16 protein-coding genes are annotated in these 22,326 nt (G+C 71.2%); 11 read left to right on the top strand and 5 right to left on the bottom strand.

What is annotated here, in order from left to right; all coding sequences use genetic code 11:
• The first annotated feature begins 5 nt into the window (after positions 1–5).
• From CP984_RS05915 to CP984_RS05905, 3 genes are all read left to right on the top strand, one after another.
• The gene (locus CP984_RS05915) at positions 6–1,148 is read left to right on the top strand and encodes an acyl-CoA dehydrogenase family protein (protein ID WP_003985487.1); all 1,143 of its coding nucleotides are present in this window, start codon (positions 6–8) and stop codon (positions 1,146–1,148) included.
• A 69-nt stretch (positions 1,149–1,217) separates the two neighbouring features.
• Positions 1,218–2,432: an acetyl-CoA C-acetyltransferase gene (locus CP984_RS05910; protein ID WP_003985488.1), complete on the top strand. Its 1,215-nt coding sequence runs from the start codon at positions 1,218–1,220 to the stop codon at positions 2,430–2,432.
• A 32-nt stretch (positions 2,433–2,464) separates the two neighbouring features.
• Positions 2,465–4,639: a 3-hydroxyacyl-CoA dehydrogenase NAD-binding domain-containing protein gene (locus CP984_RS05905; protein WP_003985489.1), complete on the top strand. Its 2,175-nt coding sequence runs from the start codon at positions 2,465–2,467 to the stop codon at positions 4,637–4,639.
• 54 nt (positions 4,640–4,693) lie between these two features.
• On the opposite strand, the gene CP984_RS05900 is transcribed toward CP984_RS05905, so the two are convergent.
• Positions 4,694–6,088 (bottom strand): ATP-binding protein, encoded by a 1,395-nt coding sequence (locus tag CP984_RS05900; RefSeq protein ID WP_003985490.1) that lies wholly within the window; start codon positions 6,086–6,088, stop codon positions 4,694–4,696.
• 87 nt (positions 6,089–6,175) lie between these two features.
• Positions 6,176–6,907: a MerR family transcriptional regulator gene (locus CP984_RS05895; protein ID WP_003985491.1), complete on the bottom strand. Its 732-nt coding sequence runs from the start codon at positions 6,905–6,907 to the stop codon at positions 6,176–6,178.
• Between the two features lie 580 nt (positions 6,908–7,487).
• On the opposite strand from CP984_RS05895, the gene CP984_RS05890 reads away from it, so the two are divergent.
• The gene (locus CP984_RS05890) at positions 7,488–8,978 is read left to right on the top strand and encodes an amino acid permease (RefSeq protein ID WP_003985492.1); all 1,491 of its coding nucleotides are present in this window, start codon (positions 7,488–7,490) and stop codon (positions 8,976–8,978) included.
• 76 nt (positions 8,979–9,054) lie between these two features.
• Here CP984_RS05890 and CP984_RS05885 read toward each other — a convergent pair whose 3' ends face one another.
• Positions 9,055–10,533 carry an MFS transporter gene (locus CP984_RS05885; protein ID WP_226048621.1) on the bottom strand — a complete coding sequence of 493 codons (1,479 nt, stop codon included), beginning with the start codon at positions 10,531–10,533 and terminating at the stop codon, positions 9,055–9,057.
• Positions 10,534–10,708: 175 nt separating this feature from the next.
• Between CP984_RS05885 and CP984_RS05880 the strand changes: the two genes are divergently transcribed.
• The 3 genes from CP984_RS05880 to CP984_RS05870 are packed head-to-tail and all read left to right on the top strand — an operon-like array spanning position 10,709 to position 13,429.
• Positions 10,709–11,551, top strand: coding sequence for a CPBP family intramembrane glutamic endopeptidase (locus CP984_RS05880; protein WP_226048620.1), 843 nt, complete (start codon positions 10,709–10,711; stop codon positions 11,549–11,551).
• Complete coding sequence (locus CP984_RS05875; RefSeq protein ID WP_043976774.1) at positions 11,541–12,815, top strand: sensor histidine kinase; 1,275 nt, start codon at positions 11,541–11,543, stop codon at positions 12,813–12,815. The genes CP984_RS05880 and CP984_RS05875 overlap by 11 nt, the downstream gene beginning before the upstream one ends.
• Complete coding sequence (locus tag CP984_RS05870) at positions 12,779–13,429, top strand: response regulator transcription factor (protein WP_003985496.1); 651 nt, start codon at positions 12,779–12,781, stop codon at positions 13,427–13,429. Before CP984_RS05875 ends, CP984_RS05870 begins: the two co-directional genes overlap by 37 nt.
• A gap of 29 nt (positions 13,430–13,458) precedes the next feature.
• On the opposite strand, the gene sph is transcribed toward CP984_RS05870, so the two are convergent.
• Entirely contained in the window at positions 13,459–14,463 is a 1,005-nt protein-coding gene (gene sph / locus CP984_RS05865; protein ID WP_003985497.1) for a sphingomyelin phosphodiesterase, read from the bottom strand.
• A gap of 388 nt (positions 14,464–14,851) precedes the next feature.
• Between sph and CP984_RS05860 the strand changes: the two genes are divergently transcribed.
• Complete coding sequence (locus tag CP984_RS05860; protein WP_003985498.1) at positions 14,852–15,274, top strand: hypothetical protein; 423 nt, start codon at positions 14,852–14,854, stop codon at positions 15,272–15,274.
• 62 nt (positions 15,275–15,336) lie between these two features.
• On the opposite strand, the gene CP984_RS05855 is transcribed toward CP984_RS05860, so the two are convergent.
• Complete coding sequence (locus tag CP984_RS05855; protein WP_003985500.1) at positions 15,337–16,854, bottom strand: M1 family metallopeptidase; 1,518 nt, start codon at positions 16,852–16,854, stop codon at positions 15,337–15,339.
• 112 nt (positions 16,855–16,966) lie between these two features.
• Between CP984_RS05855 and CP984_RS05850 the strand changes: the two genes are divergently transcribed.
• From CP984_RS05850 to CP984_RS05840, 3 genes are all read left to right on the top strand, one after another.
• Positions 16,967–19,054, top strand: coding sequence for a Xaa-Pro dipeptidyl-peptidase (locus CP984_RS05850; protein ID WP_078587125.1), 2,088 nt, complete (start codon positions 16,967–16,969; stop codon positions 19,052–19,054).
• Positions 19,055–19,188: 134 nt separating this feature from the next.
• Positions 19,189–20,502, top strand: a complete 1,314-nt coding sequence (locus CP984_RS05845; RefSeq protein ID WP_003987338.1) for a M14 family metallopeptidase — start codon at positions 19,189–19,191, stop codon at positions 20,500–20,502.
• 113 nt (positions 20,503–20,615) lie between these two features.
• The gene (locus CP984_RS05840; RefSeq protein WP_003987339.1) at positions 20,616–22,310 is read left to right on the top strand and encodes a BCCT family transporter; all 1,695 of its coding nucleotides are present in this window, start codon (positions 20,616–20,618) and stop codon (positions 22,308–22,310) included.
• The last annotated feature ends 16 nt before the right edge of the window (positions 22,311–22,326 follow it).

The following is a 22,326-nucleotide window of genomic DNA, read 5'->3' as shown; positions in this document are numbered from 1 at the left end:
CGCAGTTGAAGCGCCAGATCTTCACCGAGGACCACGACGCCTTCCGCCGCACCGTACGGACCTTCCTCGACCGGGAGGTGAAGCCGCACTACGACCAGTGGGAGAAGGACGGCATCGTCAGCCGCGACGCCTGGCGCGCGGCGGGCAAACAGGGCCTGCTGGGCCTGGCCGTTCCCGAGGAGTACGGAGGCGGCGGCAACACCGACTTCCGCTACGCCGCCGTACTGGCCGAGGAGTTCACCCGGGCCGGCGCCGCCGGACTCGCCGTCGGCCTGCACAACGACATCGTCGGCCCGTATCTGACCCAGCTCGCCACCGACGAGCAGAAGCGCCGCTGGCTGCCCGGCTTCTGCAGCGGCGAGACCATCACCGCCATCGCCATGACGGAGCCGGGCGCGGGCTCCGACCTCCAGGCCATCCGCACCACCGCCGAGGACCGCGGCGACCACTGGCTGCTGAACGGCGCCAAGACGTTCATCTCCAACGGCATCCTGGCCGACCTGGTCATCGTCGTCGCCAAGACCACACCCGAAGGCGGCGCGCACGGCCTGAGCCTGCTGGTCGTGGAGCGGGACATGCCGGGGTTCGAACGCGGCCGCAACCTGGACAAGATCGGCCAGAAGGCCCAGGACACCGCCGAGCTGTTCTTCACCGACGTCCGGGTGCCCAAGGAGAACCTGCTCGGCGAGCTGAACGGCGCGTTCGTCCATCTGATGACCAATCTCGCGCAGGAGCGGATGGGCATCGCGGTCGCCGGGATCGCCGCCGCCGAACATCTGCTGGAGATCACCACGCGGTATGTGAAGGAGCGCGAGGCGTTCGGCCGGCCGCTCGCCAAGCTCCAGCACATCCGCTTCGAGATAGCCGAGATGGCGACCGAGTGCGCCGTCACCCGCGAGTTCCTGGACCGCTGCATCGTGGACCACTGCGCGGGGCAGCTCGCCGCCGTGCACGCCTCGATGGCCAAGTGGTGGGCCACCGAGCTGCAAAAACGCGTCGCCGACCGCTGTCTGCAACTGCACGGCGGCTATGGCTACATGAGCGAGTATCCGGTCGCCAGGGCCTTCACCGACGGCCGTATCCAGACCATCTACGGAGGCACCACCGAGATCATGAAGGAGATCATCGGCCGTTCCCTCCTCGGCTGACCGGCCGCCAGGACCGGCGCCCCCGCGTACCCCCGCCGCCCCGACCCACAGCTCGAAAGGCTGCTCACCGTGACTTCCGAAGCGTACGTATACGACGCGATCCGCACCCCGCGCGGGCGCGGCAAGGCCAATGGCGCGCTGCACGGCACCAAACCGATCGACCTCGTCGTCGGCCTCATCCACGAGATCCGCGCCCGCTTCCCCGGCCTCGACCCGGCGGCCATCGACGACATCGTGCTCGGCGTCGTCGGTCCGGTCGGCGACCAGGGCTCGGACATCGCCCGGATCGCGGCGATCGCCGCCGGGCTGCCGGACACCGTCGCGGGCGTCCAGGAGAACCGCTTCTGTGCCTCCGGCCTCGAAGCGGTCAACATGGCCGCCGCCAAGGTCCGCTCCGGCTGGGAGGACCTGGTGCTCGCGGGCGGCGTCGAGTCGATGTCGCGGGTTCCGATGGCCTCCGACGGCGGCGCCTGGTTCGCCGACCCGATGACCAACTTCGACACCGGCTTCGTCCCGCAGGGCATCGGCGCCGACCTCATCGCCACCATTGAGGGCTACTCCCGCCGCGACGTGGACGAATACGCCGCGCTGTCCCAGGAGCGCGCCGCCGCGGCCTGGAAGGACGGCCGCTTCGCGCGCTCCGTCGTGCCCGTCACCGACCGCAACGGCCTGGTCGTCCTCGACCACGACGAGCACCTGCGGCCCGGCACCACCGCCGACTCGCTGGCCGGCCTCAAGCCGTCCTTCGCCACCATCGGCGACATGGGCGGCTTCGACGCGGTGGCCCTGCAGAAGTACCACTGGATCGAGAAGATCGACCACGTCCACCACGCGGGCAACGCCTCCGGCATCGTGGACGGCGCGGCGCTGGTCGCCATCGGCTCCCGCGAGGTCGGCGAGCGCTACGGCCTGACCCCGCGCGCCCGCATCATCTCCGCCGCGGTCTCCGGCTCCGAGCCCACGATCATGCTGACCGGCCCGGCCCCCGCCACCCGCAAGGCGCTGGCCAAGGCCGGACTGACCATCGACGACATCGACCTCGTGGAGATCAACGAGGCGTTCGCCGCGGTCGTGCTGCGCTTCGTGGCGGACATGGGCCTGAGCCTGGACAAGGTCAACGTCAACGGCGGCGCCATCGCCATGGGCCACCCCCTCGGCGCCACCGGCGCGATGATCCTGGGCACCCTCGTCGACGAACTGGAGCGCCAGGACAAGCGGTACGGCCTGGCCACCCTCTGCGTCGGCGGCGGCATGGGCATCGCCACCGTCATCGAGCGCGTCTGACCCCCGTCCGATCCCACCCCGGAGCACCCACCATGACCGAGTCCACCACCATCCGCTGGGAACAGGACGAAACCGGCGTCGTCACCCTCGTCCTGGACGACCCGAACCAGTCGGCCAACACGATGAACGACGCCTTCAAGACCTCCCTGACGGCCGTCGCCGACCGCCTGGAGGCCGAGCGGGACTCCGTACGCGGCATCATCGTCACCTCCGCCAAGAAGACCTTCTTCGCCGGCGGCGATCTGCGCGACCTGATCGCCGTCACCCCCGAGCACGCCCAGCGCGCGTTCGAAAGCGGTCAGGGCATCAAGCGCGACCTGCGCCGCATCGAGACCCTCGGCAAGCCGGTCGTCGCCGCCATCAACGGCGCGGCCCTCGGCGGCGGTTACGAGATCGCGCTCGCCTGCCACCACCGCGTCGCCCTGGACACCTCCGCCACCAAGATCGGCCTGCCCGAGGTCACGCTCGGCCTGCTCCCGGCGGCCGGCGGTGTGGTCCGTACGGTCCGGCTGCTCGGCATCGCCGACGCGCTGCTGAAGGTGCTGCTCCAGGGCACCCAGTACAACGCCGTACGGGCCCGGGACAGCGGCCTGATCCACGACGTGGCGGCCACGCCCGAGGAGCTGATCGAGAAGGCGCGCGCGTTCATCGACGCGCACCCCGAGTCCCAGCAGCCCTGGGACGTCAAGGGCTACAAGATCCCCGGCGGCACCCCGGCGCACCCGAAGTTCGCCGCCAACCTCCCCGCCTTCCCGGCCAACCTCAAGAAGCAGCTGAACGGCGCCCCCTACCCGGCCCCGCGCAACATCCTCGCGGCGGCCGTCGAGGGCTCCCAGGTCGACTTCGAGACCGCGCAGGCCATCGAGGCGCGCTACTTCACCGAGCTGGTCACCGGCCAGACCTCGAAGAACATGATCCAGGCGTTCTTCTTCGACCTCCAGGCCGTCAACTCCGGCGCCAGCCGCCCCAAGGACGTCACGCCGCGCACGGTCGAGAAGGTCGCCGTGCTCGGCGCGGGCATGATGGGCGCCGGCATCGCGTACGCCTGCGCCAAGGCCGGGATCGAGGTGGTCCTCAAGGACGTCACCCCGGAGGCTGCCGAGAAGGGCAAGGCGTACGCGGAGCGCCTGCTCGCCAAGGCGCTGAGCCGCGGCCGGACGACCGAGGCGAAGCGGGACGAACTCCTCGCCCGCATCAGGCCCACCGCCGAGGCGCGGGACCTGGCCGGCTGCGACGCCGTCATCGAGGCGGTCTTCGAGGACACCGCCCTCAAGCACAAGGTGTTCCAGGAGATCCAGCACCTCGTCGCCCCCGACGCGCTGCTGTGCTCCAACACCTCCACCCTGCCCATCACCACCCTCGCGCAGGGCGTCGAGCGGGACACCGACTTCATCGGACTGCACTTCTTCTCGCCCGTCGACAAGATGCCGCTGGTCGAGATCATCAAGGGGGAGCGGACCGGCGACGAGGCGCTGGCCCGCGCCTTCGACCTGGTGCGCCAGATCCGCAAGACGCCCATCGTCGTCAACGACTCGCGCGGCTTCTTCACCTCGCGCGTCATCGGCCACTTCATCAACGAGGGCGTGGCGATGGTCGGCGAGGGCATCGAGCCGGCCTCCGTCGAACAGGCCGCGGCCCAGGCGGGCTACCCGGCCAAGGTGCTCTCCCTGATGGACGAGCTGACCCTCACCCTCCCGCGCAAGATCCGCGACGAGACCCGGCGGGCGGTCGAGGCGGCCGGCGGCACCTGGCAGGAACACCCGGCGGACACCGTCATCGACCGCATGGTGGACGAGTTCGGGCGGCCGGGCCGCAGCGGCGGCGCCGGCTTCTACGAGTACGGCGAGGGCGGCGCCCGGACGGGCCTGTGGCCGGGCCTGCGCGAGCACTTCACCCGGGAGGGCACCGCCATCCCGTTCCGCGACATGCAGGAGCGGATGCTGTTCGCCGAGGCGCTGGACACCGTCCGGTGCTTCGAGGAAGGCGTGCTCACCTCGGTCGCCGACGCCAACATCGGCTCCATCCTGGGCATCGGCTTCCCCGGCTGGACCGGCGGCGTCCTGCAGTACATCAACGGTTACGAGGGCGGCCTCCCCGGCTTCGTGGCCCGCGCCCGCGAGCTCCAGGCGGCGTACGGCGACCGGTTCGCGCCGCCCGCGCTGCTGGTGGAGAAGGCGGAGAAGGGGGAGAAGTTCAGCGACGCGTGACGCACAGGAGGTGCGGGCCGGTCCCGGCCGGTCCGCACCGCCGCACGCCGCCGGTCAGTCCCGCCGGAGCCGCCACGCCGCACGCGACCCCGTCCGCCCCGGCACCGGCTCGATCTGCCCGGCGTCCCGCAGCCGGTGGAAGACCCGCTTCATGCGGGCCTCGGAGGCGATGCCGGTGATCCGGCGCGCGATCCGGTTCGGGATCTCCGGGTTCGACCGCAGGTAGCGGAGCACCAGTTCCTCGGGCCGGGCGAGCGGGGTGTGCTCCAGCACCACCACGAACGCGTTCGCCTCGACGAAGAACCGCGGCTCCTTGAGCCTGGCCGCCTTCATCGTGCTCAGCACCGTGTCCAGCCCTTCCCCGATGTCCTTGTTGGGGGCGTCCGGGTACTTGTTCAGCAGCCGCACGATCGTGGGGTTGCGCGCGAAGCGGTCCGTGAGCAGGTTGTCCGGCGTCATATGGCCGGGCAGCCGCCCCGGACTGCGCACCTCCACCCGGTTGTCGAAGACCGAGATCAGGATGTCGTCGGAGAGGTTGTAGTCCCGGTGGATCACCGCGTTGACGATGATCTCCTTCAGCGCCTCCGGCGGATAGGCCATCGGCGACAGCGAGCCGTCCGGACCGAGCACCGGCACCGACTGGATGATCCGGGTCACCGCCGCCAGCGTCCGCTCGATCAGCGGCCGCACCGGTCCGTCGACCGTCGTCGGCGGCGCCTTCAGATGCCGGCGGTCCGGCAGCTGCTCGGCGGTCTCGTACCGGGCGATCTTCACCGAGCACTTCTTCGGTACGACGGCGGGCGGTTCGGCGGCGAACAGGACGGCGCCGGCGACCGTCGCCAGACAGCCGTCGCGGTCCACCAGGCGCTGCCGGCGCAGGAACCGTTCGGCGGAGGTGCGCGGGCTGTACCGGCCGAGGAAGACATGCAGCTCCTCCTCGTCGCGCAGTTCCTCCAGCCCGTAGTCGCCGAGCGGCTGGTCCTCGTAGGAGCGGGCGCCCTTGGACAGCGACAGATCGGTGATCTGGGTGCCCTTCAACCGCCGCGACTGGGCGCCGCGCCGCTGCGGCACCTCGCCGCGCGCCGTCCGGTGCACGTCCGGACTCTTGTGCACGGTGACCAGGCAGGCCCAGCCCAGCTCCGGGCGGCCCGCGACGCGCAGGAACTCGATGTCGTACGGCACCGGCGGCTCCACCTGGTCGACCATGGCCTGCTGGACGAAGTTGGCGTCCTCCAGCGAGGCGAAGCCGCGCCACCGCGCGAGCCCCTGCCCGGTGCGCGGGTCCTCGATGCCCACCATGAACTCACCGCCCTCGGCGTTGGCCAGGGCGGCGGCGATGACCTGCACGACCGCCCCGCCGCTGCGGGCGCTCTTGAACTCCCAGAAGTGGTCTTCCTGCCGGCCGAGGAGGTCCGCCGCCTCGGCCCGGGAAACGGTGCGCCCCTCCACCCGCGGCCTCGTCTCGCTCGTAGGGCTGTGCCGCCCGGCCGGCCGCGCGCCGGGCCGGTATCCACGCTATGCCCGCCGTGCGCGGGCTCACTCCTCGGCGTACGTCGCCCGCAACTCCTCGCGCATCGACCGCTGGAAGGCCGTCACCAGCGCCTGTACCACCATCGGCTGCATATGCGCGGAGAGCGACTTCATCGTCTCCACCTGCTCCGGGTCCGACTCGCGCTCGCGGTAGGGGCCCCACACCTCGTCGTGGAAGAGCCGGGTCAGCTCGCGCGCCGCCGCGCGGGTGTGGTCCTGGACGACGGCGCGGGCGGCGAGCAGCGTCTCCAGCGATACGGGGACGTCCAGCAGCCGGATGCCGAGGTGGAGGACGGCCGGGTCGACCCGGAACGCGTCGGGCTCCCCGGTGCGCTCCAGGACGTCCATCGCCGCCAGCCGGTCGATGTCGTCCTCGCTCAGCGCCCGGCCCGCGCGGCGCTCCAGCTGGGCCCGGGTGGCCTCCTCGGCCGAGTCCGGCGACCAGGAGGCGACCAGCGCGCGGTGGATGGCCAGGTCGTGTTCGCTGAGGTCGTCGGGCAGCCGGGCGAGGTAGCGCTCGATGGCGGCCAGCGTCATGCCGTGGTGCTGGAGTTCTTCGATCAGCGCGAGCCGGGACAGGTGGGCGGCACCGTACCGGCCGACCCGGCGGGGGCCGATCGCGGGCGGGGGCAGCAGCCCGCGGGTGCTGTAGAAGCGCACGGTCCGCACGGTCACCCCGGCGCGGGCGGCCAACTCGTCGACGGTCAGCGTCGGTTCTTCCCCGGTCCCGGTGGCCATGGCCGCGCCTCACTTCCCTCGCTGCGTCCGCGCGTCTCCGCGCCCCTCGGTCCACCGCGTTGTCGTGGCGCGGTCCGTGTTCAACAGTATTGCTGTCTCACCAGCCCTGTGAAACCTCCGGGAAAGGACGGGGCGCCGGAGGCGCGGTTGTGGTGACGGTGCGCGACGGAGGACGGGGGCGGGCCGAGGCCGTCGAGTGATCACCGGCCGTCGCGGACGAGATCGCCGGAGCGCGGTGCAACTCGGCACACGGAACGGGTGCTCGCCGCTGCCGTCGGACCCGTACGTACGGCCTCCGACGGCACTTTCCAGCCACGCCCGACCGGATCGCTTCCCCCGAGCCACTCCCTTGAGTGAGGAGTGATGACCGGAGGGTGGCGAATTGCTGGGCTCGTGCAGAGGGCTTCCGTGCGGCATTCCGGGCATACCTGGGTGAATTATCGGTGTCTTATACACGCTGTGATCCAGCACACAGACGAGGGGGCGGCCTTGGGGGAAGGTGTGCCGTCGGTTGGACTCCGCGTGACCCGTGGGACAGCCGTCGGCTCCATCGCCTGCCCGAAAGCGAGATGAACCAGCTGTGAGCACGGAAACCGTCCAGGAGAACGCCCACAGGCCACCGGACGGGGGGAAGGCCGAGGCCGCGCAGGACGCGGGCGACGCCGGATACAGCAAGGGCCTCAAGGGCCGGCACATCAACATGATCGCGATCGGTGGGGCGATCGGCACCGGCCTGTTCCTGGGCGCCGGCGGCCGGCTCGCCTCCGCCGGCCCCGCGCTGGCCGTCGCGTACGCGGTCTGCGGCCTGTTCGCGTTCTTCGTCGTACGGGCCCTGGGCGAACTGGTGCTGCACCGCCCGTCGTCGGGCTCGTTCGTCTCGTACGCCCGCGAGTTCCTGGGGGAGAAGGGCGCCTACGTCGCGGGCTGGATGTACGTCGTCAACTGGTCCACGACCGGTATCGCCGACATCACCGCCATCGCGCTCTACACCCACTACTGGAGCCTGTTCACCGCCGTCCCGCAGTGGGTGATGGCGCTGATCGCGCTGGCCGTGGTGCTGTCCATCAACCTCATCTCGGTGAAGATCTTCGGCGAGATGGAGTTCTGGTTCGCGATCATCAAGGTCGCGGCGCTGGTCGTCTTCATGTTCATCGGGATCTTCCTGCTGGCCACCCAGCACCCGGTCGGCGGCAGCACCCCGGGCCTGAGCCTGATCACCGACCACGGCGGCTTCTTCCCGACCGGCCTGCTGCCCGTGGTGATCGTGCTGCAGGGCGTGGTCTTCGCCTACTCCGCCGTCGAGCTGGTCGGTGTCACCGCCGGTGAGACCAGCGAGCCGGAGAAGGTCGTCCCCAAGGCCGTGAACTCGATCATGTGGCGGGTCGGCGTCTTCTACGTCGGCTCGGTCATCCTGCTCGCGCTGCTGCTGCCGTGGAACAAGTACACCGGCTCCGAGAGCCCCTTCGTGACGGTGCTGTCCAACGTCGGCGTGCCGGCCGCGGGCGACGTGATGAACCTCGTGGTGCTCACCGCCGCCATGTCCAGCCTCAACTCGGGCCTGTACTCGACCGGCCGCATCCTGCGCTCGATGTCGATGGCCGGCTCGGCGCCGAAGTTCGCCGGCCTGATGAACCGCAACCAGGTGCCGTACGGCGGCATCATGCTCACCTCCGCGGTGTGCGTGCTGGGCGTCGGGCTGAACTACCTGGTGCCGGGCAAGGCGTTCGAGATCGTGCTGAACATCGCGGCGCTCGGCATCATCAGCACCTGGTGCACGATCATGATCTGTCACATGGTCTTCGTCCGCCGCTCCCGCGCGGGCCTGGTGCAGCGCCCCCGCTTCCAGCTGCCGGGCACGCCCGTCACCGACATCGCGACCATCGTCTTCCTGGTCGGCGTCATCGTGCTGATGGCCTTCGACAGCGAGGGCGTGGGGCGGCAGACCGTGATGCTGGTGCCGGTCATCGGCGCGGCGCTGGTCGTCGGCTGGTTCGCGGTCCGCGGCCGGGTCAGCCGGATCGCGGCCGAGCGCGAGCAGGCCGCGGGCCGGGGCACCCTCGACAAGGGCTGATCACCGAACCGTGCCCACGGGAAAGGGCGGCCGCGTGGACCTCACGCGGCCGCCCTTCGCCGTACGTACGCGAGGCTCAGCCGCCCGCCGCCTTCTCCGCCCGCGCGGCGCGGTCGGCCGCGCGCCGGAGGACGATGGTCAGCACGGTGACCACGCAGGTCAGGGCGACCGAGACCAGGGTGGTCCACATGGCGGCGCGGGCGTGGTCGGCGGTGTCCGGCGAGGGACCGGCCAGGGCGAAGAACGCCGCGCCGATGACCGCCACACCGGCGGCGCCGCCGAACTGCTGGGCGGTGGTGAGCACCCCGGCGCCGGTGCCCGCCCGCCGCGCCGGTACCCGTACCAGGGAGGCGCCGATCAGCTGCGGGAACGTGAGCCCGTTGCCCACCCCGGCCACCGCCATGGTGAGGATCACCCAGGGCAGCGCCCCGTGGTCCGGCCGGAGGGCGAGGACGAGGGTGAGCGCCGCCAGGCCGGTCACCGTGACGACGCTGCCCAGTTGCAGGATGCGCAGGCCGTAGCGCTGCACCAGCGGACGGCTGAGCAGCGAGCTGCCCGCGAAGCAGACGCCGGTCGGCGCGAAGGCGAGCCCCGCCTCGAAGGGCCCCAGCCCGAAACCGCCCTGGAGCAGCAGCGTCAGGGTGAACATCAGGCTCGCCCAGTACGCCATGAAAGCGGCCTGGGCCACCACGCCGGCCAGGTAGGACCCCTCGCGGAACAGGGTCAGGTCGACGACCGGGTCGCCGCCGCGTGCGGTCAGCGTCCGCTGCCAGTACACGGTCGCCGCGCCCACCGGCACGGCGGCGGCCAGGCACAGCCACGTCCAGACCGGCCAGCCGGCGGTCCGGCCCATCGCGAGCGGGACCAGGACCAGCCCGAGCGCCAGCGCCACGCCGCTCGCGCCGAGGAGGTCCAGCCGGGCCCGGCGGGCGGGGCGCACCGCGGGCAGGAACCGCATCGCCAGCACCGCGGCGGCCACGCCGATCGGCACGTTGACCAGGAACAGGATCCGCCAGCCCAGTCCCAGTACGTCGGCGTCCAGCAGCAGCCCGCCCAGCACCTGGCCGGCGACCGACGCCGAGCCGCCGGCGACGCCGTACCAGGCCATCGCCCGGCCCCGGGCGTGTGCCGGGAACGTGGCGGTGATCGTGGCGAGCACCTGCGGCACCATCACCGCCCCGGCGAAGCCCTGCAGCAGCCGGGCGCCCACCAGCTGGCCCGGGCTGACCGCGATGCCGCACAGCAGCGAGGTGACGGCGAAGGCGGCCAGGCCCGCGACGAACGTGCGCCGGTGGCCGAACAGATCGCCCAGCCGGCCACCGGTGATCATGCCGCTGGCGTACGCGAAGGCGTAGCCGCCGACGATCAGCTCCAGCGCGGCGGGTCCGGTGTGCAGGTCGTGTTCGAGCGAGGGGGCGGCGACATTGACCACGAAGAAGTCGAACTGCGCCATGAACCACGCGGACAGCAGGACGGCGAGCATGGCAGCGGGGTGGGAGGGTGTGGGGGCGGGCCGTGCGGCGGCGGCCCGTTGATCAGCGGTTAACTCGGTCACGCCAGCATCCTGGACCCACTGTGTCCAGGAGGCAAACGGCCGCCGGGCCGCAACTCGCGTGCGCACACCGCCCCGTGCCCGGCCGGCCGCTTCCCCAGGGGGTGTACCTGGATACACCCCGGCCCGGCATCCAGACGCAATGGCAGCGGGCCCGCCGGACGGCATCGTCGATGCCATGCCAAGGAAACCTGCTGACAACAAGACGATGGCCTTGTTCCTCACCGTCGCCTTCGTCGCGGCCGGAGCGCTCGGCGCGGTCCAGCCCGCGACCGGGATACCCGCCGAGATCATCCAGCTGACCCAGTTCGGGCCCGCACTCGGAGTGGGGCTGGCCGCGCTGCTGTGGCCGTCACGGGTACGGGAAGTGCTCGCCGGCACCGGGCCGGGCCGCAGCGGCCGCGGAGTGCTCCTGCTCGTCACCGCGCCCCTGGTCATCGCGCTGAGCGTCGGTACGTACGCGGCGCTCACCGGGGACCCCCGGTTCACCCCGCCGCAGGCCCCGTTCGCGCTGATCGCCGTGGCGCAGCTGATCGGCGCGTGCGGCGAGGAGATCGGGTGGCGCTGCTTCCTCCAGCCGCTGCTGCGCACCCGTTTCGGCCCGCTCACGACCTCGGTCGTGGTGGGCGTGGTGTGGGGCGCCTGGCACATCCAGATCTTCGCCAAGCACCCGCTGTACGCGGCGGCGTTCCTCACGATGGCCGTGTCCATGTCGGTCGTACTGGGGTGGGCTCTCGAAGGGGTGCGGGCCGCCAGGCTGCCGCTCGCGGGAGGCTTCCACGCCCTGATCAACCTGGGCCTGCTGTTGTTCATGGACGAGGAGTCCGGCGCGGTGCTGCCCATGGCGCTGTTCGGCGCGTCGTGCGTGGTCGCGGCGGGGCTGTGGACGTGGTGGGGCGTCGGCAGGGCGGCACGGTCGGCGTCGGTACCGGCACCGGCACAGGCACAGGCAAGGACACAGGCCCCGGCGCGCGCACACACGCGGGCCAGGATCTTCCCGATCATGGACGATGTTCGCTAGACCACGTACGTTCGCCTCCCGCGCCGCTGTCGCCGTCGCCCGCTGCCAGTTGGCGAGCCTCGACGCCATCGCCGTGTCGGCGGTGGGCTCCCTGGCGGTCCTCGCCCTGCTGCTGATGCCGGTGGGCGTGGGGTTCCGGCTGCTGCCGCCCGCCGCCCGGGCCCTGCGCGTCCTCTCCGACCGCGCCCGCTCCCGCGCCGAACGGTGGACGGGCGTCCGGATCGCTCCGCCGCCGCCCCTGCCCGCGGACCGCAGCCTCAACGCCCGCAGGAGATCGGGCGCGATCATCGCCGACGAGGGGTTCTGTCGCGACCTGGCCTGGGCCTGGCTGGAGCCGGTGGCCGGCGGGCTGCTCGTCGCCGTCCCGCTCGCGCTGATCGGGTACGGGGCGTTCGGCGCGCTGGTGCAGCCGTTCGTGTGGCGGCTCATCGACGACGGCAACTGGTACGCGTTCGTCCCCGTACGCAGCACTGCGGCCATGCTCGCGGCGCTGGTCCTGGGCCTGGCCTTCATGGCCGCCGGACTGCTCGCCGCCCCCGCCATGCTGCGGCTGCGCACCCGGGTGAGCCGGCCGCTGCTCTCCGTAACGCGCGGCGTCCGGCTGGCCCGGCGGATCGAGCGGCTCACCGACACCCGGGCCCGGGCCCTGGACACCCAGGCCGCCGAACTCCGGCGCATCGAGCGAGATCTGCACGACGGGGCGCAGGCCCGGCTGGTCGCCCTGGGGATGACGCTGAACCGCGCCACGCGTGTGCTGGAGACGGACCCGGCGAGGGCGCGCGAACTCCTGCTGGACGTCCGCCGTACGTCCGAGGGGGCGTTGCAGGACCTGCGCGACCTGGTGCACGGCATCCACCCGCCGGTCCTCGCCGACCGGGGCCTCGGCGACGCCGTCCGGGCACTGGCCTTCGACTGCTTCCTCGACGTGCGCGTCGAGAGCCGGCTCCCGCGCCACCTCCCGGCACCGGTCGCGTCCGCCGCGTACTTCGCGGTGGGCGAGGCGCTGACGAACGCGGCGAAGCACTCCGGGGCCCGTGAGGTCGTCATCGTCCTGACCCATGGGAGCGGCCTGCTGCGGATGACCGTCACGGACGACGGCCGGGGCGGCGCGGACCCCGCACGGGGGACCGGGCTGACCGGTGTGCGACAGCGATTGGATACCTTCGACGGCACACTCGCCCTGCACAGTCCGCAGGGCGGGCCGACCACCGTGACGTTGGAGATTCCGTGCGCGTTGTCCTCGCCGAAGACCTCTTCATACTGAGAGACTGGCTGATACGGACGCTCAAGGAGCACGGCTGCGAGGTCGTCGCGGTGGACAACGGCCCCGCCCTGCTGCGCGAGCTCCTCGACGAGGACGGCCCGGGACCGGATGTCGCCGTGGTCGACGTACGGCTGCCGCCGACCTTCAGCGACGAGGGACTCCAGGCGGCCCTCGAAGCCCGGCGACGGCGGCCCGGCCTGCCGATCCTCGTCCTCTCCCAGTACGTCGAGCAGCTCTACGCGAACGAACTGCTGGCCGGCGGCGAGGGCGCTATCGGCTACCTCCTCAAGGACCGGGTCACCAACACCGAGCAGTTCATCGACGCGGTCCGCCGGGTGGCGGCCGGCGGCACGGTGATGGACCCCCAGGTCATCTCCAAGCTGCTGTCGCGCAGCGACGCCCGCGGCATGATCGGCGAGCTGACCCGGCGCGAGCGGGAGGTGCTGGAGCTGATGGCCGAGGGCCGGTCCAACGCCGCCGTCGCCGTCGGCCTGCACATCAGCGAGAGCGCGGTCGCCAAACACACCGCGAGCATCTTCGGCAAGCTCCAAATCAGCCCGTCGGCGGACGACAACCGCAGAGTGCTGGCCGTTCTGGCCTACCTCAAGCGCTGACCGGGCGGCCCGGTACGCCGCCCGGACGGTCATCCGGCGAAACCCACCACGGGGTAGTGGTCCGAGAGGTTGGTGTAGGTGTAGTCCGTGCCCCAACTCGACACGGTCCAGGGCGCGGACCGCTCCTTGACGACCTCGTTGCGCCAGCCGCTGGGCCGGGCGTGGCCGCGGCGGTGCAGGATATGGTCCAGGTCCTCGCGCGGGTCGTCCGGGTAGCGGTATTTCGCCACGGAATTCTCCCGGGTGTCGAAGGAGTACGGGTGGCCCGTGCGCGCGTCGGCCGCCACCAGGCCGGCGTCGGTGAGCAGGGACGCGAATTCGGCGCTGCGCGAGTCGACGTTCAGGTCCCCGGCGACCATCACCTCTTCGTCGGCCGGAATCCTCTTCGCGTCCAGGAAAGCGCCGATTTCCCTGAACTGCTTCGCCCGTACCGCCGCCGCTTCGCCCGCCTTGCAGCCCGGGTCGGTGGACTGGGCGTGCGTGCCGACCACGTGCACCTTGGCGCCGCGTACATTCAGCACCACATAGGCGAAGCCCTTGTTTGACCATTGATCGGAGCCACACGCGTCCTTGAAGACGTACTGCTCCTTGCGGGTCACCGGCCATTTACTGAGCACGGTGACACCGCCGTCCTCAGGAGTGGCGGCGGAATACGCGCCGCCCGTGGCGTCCCAGCCGTTCTTCGAACGCCCGACGACCGGCGTCTGATACGGATACTGAGCCGCGGCGGCCGACTTGAGCGCGTCGGACGAGGAATTGTCGAAGGCTTCCTGGAGCACGACGACGTCCTGACCGCGGAAGAAGTCCGCGGCGGGTATGGCCTTGGCCCGGTGGTCCTGCCCCCAGTTCGGGTAGAGGTTCTTGCTCATGAGAAAGACGTTGTACGAGAGGACTTTCACCGCGGGCGCGGCGGCCGGGGCCGGAGCGGCCGACGCCGCGGGGACCGTGGCGGCGAGCGTCGTCGCGGCCAGTACGGCGGCCAGCGTCGCGCCGGTCGCGGCTCGGTGACGGCGGCGGGGGCTGCGGTGCGGCATGGAATCTCCCGGTCGAATGGGGTGGAGTGGCGGACCGCCGCACAGTGAATCAGGCGTACTTACTTCTGAGTAGCCTCCGCGTGATGCCGGAATGTACAAGCCGTGACGCGTGAGGTGCGGGTGATGCCGGGAAAGTTCATGTGCCGCCGCCATATTTTCGGTCGCTCTGCACCGGGGCGTTCCGGCCACGGCGGCCATGCGGAAGCCGCCCGTCAGCCGGTCGGTGCCGGCGTGGCCGGAAGGGCGCGGGCCGAAATGCCGCCGCACGGTGCCCGGTACGGGCCGGACGGCATGGACGCGCTCCCCGGCGGCCGGAAGCATGAACACGGTCAGCCGAAGGGACGGGCCGCTGCCGCGGAAGACGGCGCGGCAGGGAAAGGGGGCCGCAATGGCGGTCGACATCACCCCTGAGATCCGCTACCACATGGTGCTCAACGACGGCAGCGACCGGGGCATCAGCCGGGAACCCTATATGAACTGGGACTACTGCCTGCTCGCGAACGACCGCGGCAACAAGGGTTATCCGGTGGTCTTCCACGCCAAGGGCGCGGGCTTCACCATCGAGATGACGTCGAGCAACTGGGGCGGATACAGCTATCTGCAGGCCGTCGGGAATGGTGTGAAGCTGGTCCAGGAAGGCGACGCGCACGTGTGGGTGCCGGAATCCGGCGGCCAGGGCGCCCTGTTCAAGTCGTACGAGAACTATCTGGTGTATGGCACCGGCAGCAAGGGCTGGCTCTATGCCTTCGCCAGCATTCTCCCGAACCTGGGCAAGGAATTCGCCTACTGGAAGCTGGAAAAGGCCGGTTAGGGGGGGCCGAGCACGGACGAAAGGGGCCCGGCGCGGCGCGCCGGGCCCCTCGGGCTCATGGATCAGTGGCCGTGGCCGTGTCCGTGGTCGTGCACGTGGTTCGTCGCCTGGATCGACTTCCAGGACTTCGGCTGGGCGACGGCCTTGGCCGGGGCGGCCGAGCGGGCGCCGAGGGCCTTCTTGGCCGCCGCGGCAGCGGGCTTGGACGGCTGGAACAGCCAGGTGTCGAACAGCCCGGCCAGCGGCTTGCCGGTCTTGTGCTCGGCGTACGTCACGAAGTCGTGCACCGAGGCGTTGCCGTACTTCTTGTCGGTCGGCCAGGACTTCAGGAGGCCGAAGAAGGCCTGGTCGCCGACCTCGTTGCGGAGCGCCTGGAGGGCGAGCGCGCCCCGGTCGTAGACCGCGCCGTGGAACTGGTTCTCCGGGCCCGGGTCGCCCGGCTTGACCGTCCAGAACGGGTCGTCGGCCGGGTGCTGGGCGTACACGTAGTCGGCCAGTTCCTGACCGGTGCCCTCACCCTCCTTCTCCGACCACAGCCACTGGCTGTAGCGGGCGAAGCCCTCGTTGACCCAGATGTCCTTCCAGTCCTTGACGGACACGCTGTCGCCGTACCACTGGTGCGCCAGCTCGTGCACCACCACGGAGACGTTGGTGCCGTTGGCGAACGCCTCCTTGCCGTAGAACGGGCGGGTCTGGGTCTCCAGCGCGTACCCGGCCTTGACGTTCGGGACGTAGCCGCCGACGGAGTTGAACGGATACGGGCCGAAGACCGACTCCAGCCACTCCGTGACCTCGGTGGTGCGCTCGATGCTCGCGCGCGCCGAGCCCTCGTAGGAGCCGAGGTCCTTGCTGACGGCGGTGATCACCGGCAGGCCGTTGGCCGTGGTGTCCTGGGTGACGTCGAACTTGCCGACCGCGAGCGTGGTCAGGTACGTCGCCTGCGGCTTGTCCGAGCGCCAGTTGTAGCGCGTCCAGCCGAGCTTGGAGGTCTTCGACAGCAGGACGCCGTTGCTGAGCGCCTGGTTGCCGTCCGGCACCGAGACGGAGATGTCGTACGTCGCCTTGTCGGTCGGGTGGTCGTTGCTGGGGAACCACCACACGGCGGCGTCCGGCTCCTGGGCGATCACGCCGCCGTCCGGCGTGCGGTGCCAGTTGGAGGCACCGTCGATCTTCAGCTCGGACGGCTTGCCCGCGTAGCGCACGACGACGCTGATCTGCTTGCCCTTCGGCAGCGGCGCGGCCGGGGTGACCTCCAGCTCGTGCTTGCCGGAGGTGGCGAAGGACGCCTTCTTGCCGTTGACGCGTATCTCGCTGACCTTCAGGCCGAAGTCCAGGTTGAAGCGGCTGAGGTCCTGCGTGGTGGTGGCGAGGAGCGTCGCCGTGCCCTCCAGCAGGTCCGTCTTCGGCTGGTACTTCAGGCGCAGGTCGTAGTGGGAGACGTCGTACCCGCCGTTGCCGCTCTCGGGGTAGTAGGTGTCGCCCGCGCCCGGAGCGCCGGGTGTGTAACTGGCCGCGGAAGCCGGGATCGCCAGCAGCAGGCTGAGGGCGGCCGCACCCGGAACGATGAGTCTGTGACGCACGAAATCCTCCAGCGTGTAGGGGAGGTGAGCCCGTTCGGGTCGTCATCTCTTCAGATGCTCAGACTCTATGTACTCGGAAGCCGCCCGTCATGTCCATGGCCGTATCTGACACATGACCGACATCAGCACGTCACAGGCCGGCCGTCACCACCCGGCACGGCCGCCCCCGCGTCCCCTCCCGTCGCCTCGCGCACTCTTACGCACAGGAGTTCCCCCGCGCTACCGTCCGCCCGTGACCAATAGCGCGCGGATCACCCGCATCCCCTGGAAAGCGCTCGTGACGGCGGTCGTGGCCGCCCTGCTGTCCTCGCTCGTCGGCCCGGTGTCCGCCGCACGGGCCGCGCCCGCCGAGTCCAGACCCGTGTACTCCTACGACCGCGCGATACGCGAATCGGTCTGGGTGGACACACGGATCGACGGCGACTCGGACGGGCGGACCGACCGGGTCGCCGTCGACATCGTGCGGCCGCGCGAGCCCGCGCAGCAGGGCCGCCGGATCCCCGTGATCATGGACGCCAGCCCGTACTACTCCTGCTGCGGGCGGGGCAACGAGAGCCAGAAGAAGACCTATGACAGCGCCGGGCGGCCGGTGCAGTTCCCGCTCTTCTACGACAACTACTTCGTGCCGCGCGGCTATGCGACGGTGCTGGTCGACCTGGCCGGCACCAACCGCTCGGACGGCTGCGTGGACGTGGGCGGGCGCTCCGACATCCAGTCGGCGCGCGCCGTGGTCGACTGGCTCAACGGCCGGGGCCGCGCCTACGACTCCCGTACCGGCGGCAAACGCGTCAGCGCCGCCTGGTCCAACGGCGACACCGGAATGATCGGCAAGAGCTGGGACGGCACCATCGCCAACGGAGTCGCCGCCACCGGCGTCGAGGGCCTGAAGACGATCGTTCCCATCGCCGCCATCTCCTCCTGGTACGACTACTACTTCGCCAAGGGCGCCCCGCTGTACGACTCCGGCCCCGACCGGCTCGCCGACCGCGTCGAGAGTCCCGAGGCGCGCCTGCGCTGCGCGGCCATGCAGAAGAAGCTCGCCGAGGGCGCCCCGCGCACCGGCGACTGGACCCCGCTGTGGACCGAGCGCGACTACGTCAAGGACGCGGAGAACGTCACCGCCAGCGTCTTCGCCATCCACGGCATGCAGGACCTCAACGTCCGCACCAAGCACTTCGGTCAGTGGTGGGACGCGCTCGCCGACAACGGCGTGGAGCGCAAGGTCTGGCTCTCCCAGACCGGCCACGTCGATCCCTTCGACTTCCGCCGGTCGGACTGGGTGCCCACGCTGCACCGGTGGTTCGACCACTACCTGATGGGCTACGACAACGGCATCGACGAGGAGCCGATGGCCGACATCGAGCGCGCGCCCGACCGGTGGACCACCGACCGCGTCTGGCCCGCGGCCGGCACGTCGGCCACCACCGTACGGCCGCGCAACGGGACCGCGCCCGGCGTCGGCGAACTCGGCACCCGGCGCGCCCCGCAGGGCGCCACCGAGACCTTCACCGACGACCCGAGCCAGAACGAGCAGGACTGGGCCGCGCAGATCGACACGTCCACCCCCGCCAAGGCCGGATTCACCACCAAACCGCTGGCCAAGCCGCTGCGGCTGTCCGGCTCCGGCAAGGTCACCGTCACCGCCACGCCCAGCACCTCCACCGCCCATCTCTCCGCCGTCCTGGTGGACCTCGGCCCCGACACCATCCGCAACTACGGCGCCGCGGGCGAGGGCATCACCACCCTCGCCGACCGCACGTGCTGGGGCGCGAGCACCGCCGGTGACAGCGCCTGCTACAAGGAGACCAAGGCCGACACGGTCGACGTCGGCCACACCGTCTTCAGCCGCGGCTGGGCCGACCTGGGCAACTGGGCCGACCCGGGCAAGGGCCGCCCGCTGACCCCCGGCAAGCGCTACACGATCACCCTCGACCTGGCCGCCAGTGACCATGTCGTCCCCGCGGGGCACCGGCTCGCGCTCATCATCGCCGGTACGGACGCCGGGCTGATCGACCCGCCGTCCACCACCCCGCGCCTGACCCTCGACCTGGCCCGCACCGCCGCCCGCCTGCCCGTCGTCGGCGGCGGCAAGGCGCTGGCCGCGGCCACCGCCGGTGCCGGCGGACCGGCCCGCGTGGCCCCGGCGCCGCTGACCGGCGTCGAGCCGCCCGTACCGAGCCGCATCCCCGGTACGCGCTGACGGCACGGCGGGGCCGGGACACCGCACCCGGCCCCGCCACCTCGTACCGCGTTCGGCCCCGCCGTACCGCAGCCGCTACGCCCGCACCCTCCTCCACCGTTCGCCCCACCGACCGACACCGGAGGCACCCCCTCGTGAATCCCCTCTCCCGCGGCCTCGCCTGCGCGGCGCTGGCCGCCGCGCTCACCACGACCCTGCTGGCCTCGGCACCCGCCGGGGCGGCCGACCCCGACCTGCCCCGCACCGGCTTCGAGACCAGCGAGGGCGCCCGCTGGACCACCCAGCCCGAAGAGCGGGACTTCCTCGCCGCCGTGGACCGGGCGAGCGACCGGGTCCGTACGGACCGGATAGGCACCACCGCGCAGGGCCGCCCGATCCGGCTCGTACGGATCGGCGCACCGGCACCGCGGAGCGCCGAGGCCGCACGGCACGGCACCACGGTGCTGCTCATCTGCTCGCAGCACGGCGACGAGCCGTCCGGGCGCGAGGCGTGCCTGTCCACCGTCCGCGACCTGGCCTTCGCCGGTGACCGGGCCACCCGGCGCTTCCTGGAGCGCACCAGCGTGCTGGTCGTGCCGACCGCCAACCCGGACGGCCGGGCCGCGGACACCCGCGGCAACTCCGCAGGGGTGGACATCAACCGCGACCACCTCGCCCTGAAGACCGCCGAGGCGCGGGCGATGGCCGCCGTACAGCGCGACTACCGCCCGGACATCGTCTACGACCTGCACGAGTACACGCCCGTCAAGCCCTACTACACCAAGGACCTGCTGTCCCTGTGGCCGCGCAACCTGAACACCGCGCGTGCGGTGCACGGGGAGTCCACCGCCCTGTCCGAGCGGTACGTCCGGCCCGCGGCCGCCGGGGCGGGGTTCAGCACGGGGATCTACGGCATCTGGACCGACCCGGAGACCGGCGAGCCGGTCAAGCAGGTGGCCGGTGACGGCCAGGAGCGCATCCTGCGCAACACCGCCGGGGTGAAGCACTCCGTGGGGCTGCTCGTGGAGACCCGGGTCGACGCGCTGACCGACGCCGAGAAGGCCGACCCGGCGCTGAACAACCGGCGCCGGGTCACCTCGCAACAGGCCGCACTGCGCGGGCTGTTCGATTTCACCACCGAACGCCGGGCCCGGATCGAGTCCGCCACCGCCCGCGCCCGGCTGGCCGGTTACGCCGACCGGGGGCCGGTGTACCTCGGCGGCGCGGACAACGAGCCGCCCGCGGCCGAGAAGATCCTGCGCGATCCGCCGTGCGCCTACCGCCTCGACAAGCAGCAGTACACCCAGGTCAGGGACGAACTGGCGCTGCACGGCGTGGCGTTGCGACGGGACGGCCGGGGCGGCGCCGTGGTCCCGCTGCGCCAGTCGCTGCGCGCGCTCGTGCCGCTGCTGCTGGACGGCCGGGCCGAATATCACCTTACGGCCGCGACTCCGCTCAAGGGCTGCTGAACGCTTCCCGCCGTGTGGTAGGGGGTAACGGGTAGGGAAAATGTGGCCTATTGAAAGGTCGACACGTGTCGGAACCAGACAAGGACACGGGCGGCGGGGGAGGTGCGCCGGTCGTGCCGGACCCTCCCGTCGCACCGCACCGCACCGGCCCTCCACAGACCGACCGCGTGGTCTTCGGCGTCACCGCGCTGCTCACTCTCGCCTTCATCGCCTGGGGCGCCACCTCCACCGAGTCGCTGAAGAGCGCCTCCTCGACGATGCTGGACTGGATCATCAAGAACGGCGGCTGGGCCTTCGTGCTCTCCGCCTCCGGCTTCGTGGTCTTCGCGATCTGGCTGGCCGTCAGCAAGTACGGGCGGATCACCCTGGGCAAGGAGGGGGAGGAGCCGGAGTTCCGTACGGTGTCCTGGGTCGCGATGATGTTCAGCGCGGGCATGGGCATCGGCCTGATGTTCTACGGCGTCAGCGAGCCGCTGGGACACTTCGGCACGCCGCCCCCGGGCACCGACCCCAAGGACGCCGCGCAGGCCATGGACACGGCGATGGCCACCACGCTCTTCCACTGGACCCTCCACCCGTGGGCGATCTACGCGGTCGTGGGCCTGGCCATCGCGTACAGCTGCTTCCGGCGGGGGAGAAGGCAGACGATCAGCGCGGTGTTCACGCCGCTGATCGGCGCGCGGCGGGCCAACGGATGGGGCGGGCAGGTCATCGACATCCTCGCCATCTTCGCCACGCTCTTCGGCTCGGCGGCCTCCCTGGGCCTCGGCGCGCTCCAGATCGGCAGCGGGATCAAGGTGCTGGGCTGGATGGACAGTGTCAGCACCACCCTGCTGGTCGTCGTCATCGCCGTACTGACCGTCGCCTTCGTCCTGTCGGCGGTCTCCGGCATCGCCCGCGGCGTCCAGATGCTGTCCAACATCAACATGGTGCTGGCGCTGATCCTGGCCGTCTTCGTGTTCGTCGTCGGGCCGACCATCCTCATCCTGAACATGCTGCCGACCTCCATCAGCACCTTCATCGGCGAACTGCCGCAGCTCGCCGGCCGTACGGAGGCGAGCAGCGGCGACAAGGTCGGTGACTGGCTGCGCAGCTGGACGGTGTTCTACTGGGCGTGGTGGATCTCCTGGACGCCGTTCGTCGGCATGTTCATCGCCCGGATCAGCCGCGGGCGCACCATCCGGCAGTTCATCGGCGGCGTGATACTGGTGCCGAGCGTGGTCAGCCTGCTGTGGTTCGCGGTGTTCGGCAGCTCGGCGATGCACCTCCAGGACACCAAGAGGCTCTCCGGCGAGACCACGTCGGAGGGGCAGCTCTTCGACGTGCTGCACCAGTACCCGGTGGCCACCGTCACCAGCATCCTGGTCATGATCCTGGTCGGTATCTTCTTCGTCTCCGGCGCGGACGCCGCGTCCATCGTCATGGGCACGCTGTCGCAGAAAGGCTCCTTCGAACCGTCCCGGCCGGTGGTGGTCTTCTGGGGCGTGGTCACCGGCGCGGTCGCCGCGATCATGCTGCTGATCGGCGGCGGGTCGGGCGACGCGCTCACCGGACTGCAGAACCTCACGATCCTGGTCGCGGCGCCCTTCACCCTGGTGATGATCGCGATGTGCTGGGCGCTGATGAAGGACCTGCGCCGCGACCCGCTGATCGTCCGCGGGCAGAAGGGCGAGGAAGTCGTCGAACTGGCCGTCATCGCGGGCCACGAGCGCTACGACGGCGACTTCGAGATCCGCATCGGGCCGGGCAACGGCGCCGGCGCGGGGACGGGCGGTACGGCCGGGGCCGCCGAGGAGGGCAGGCCGTAGCGGCGGCCACGCAGCT

It is taken from the genome of Streptomyces rimosus, from assembly GCF_008704655.1.
Taxonomy (GTDB): domain Bacteria; phylum Actinomycetota; class Actinomycetes; order Streptomycetales; family Streptomycetaceae; genus Streptomyces; species Streptomyces rimosus.
The sequence above is the reverse complement of the archived record's forward strand: the minus strand, read 5'-3'. Positions and strand labels throughout refer to the sequence as shown.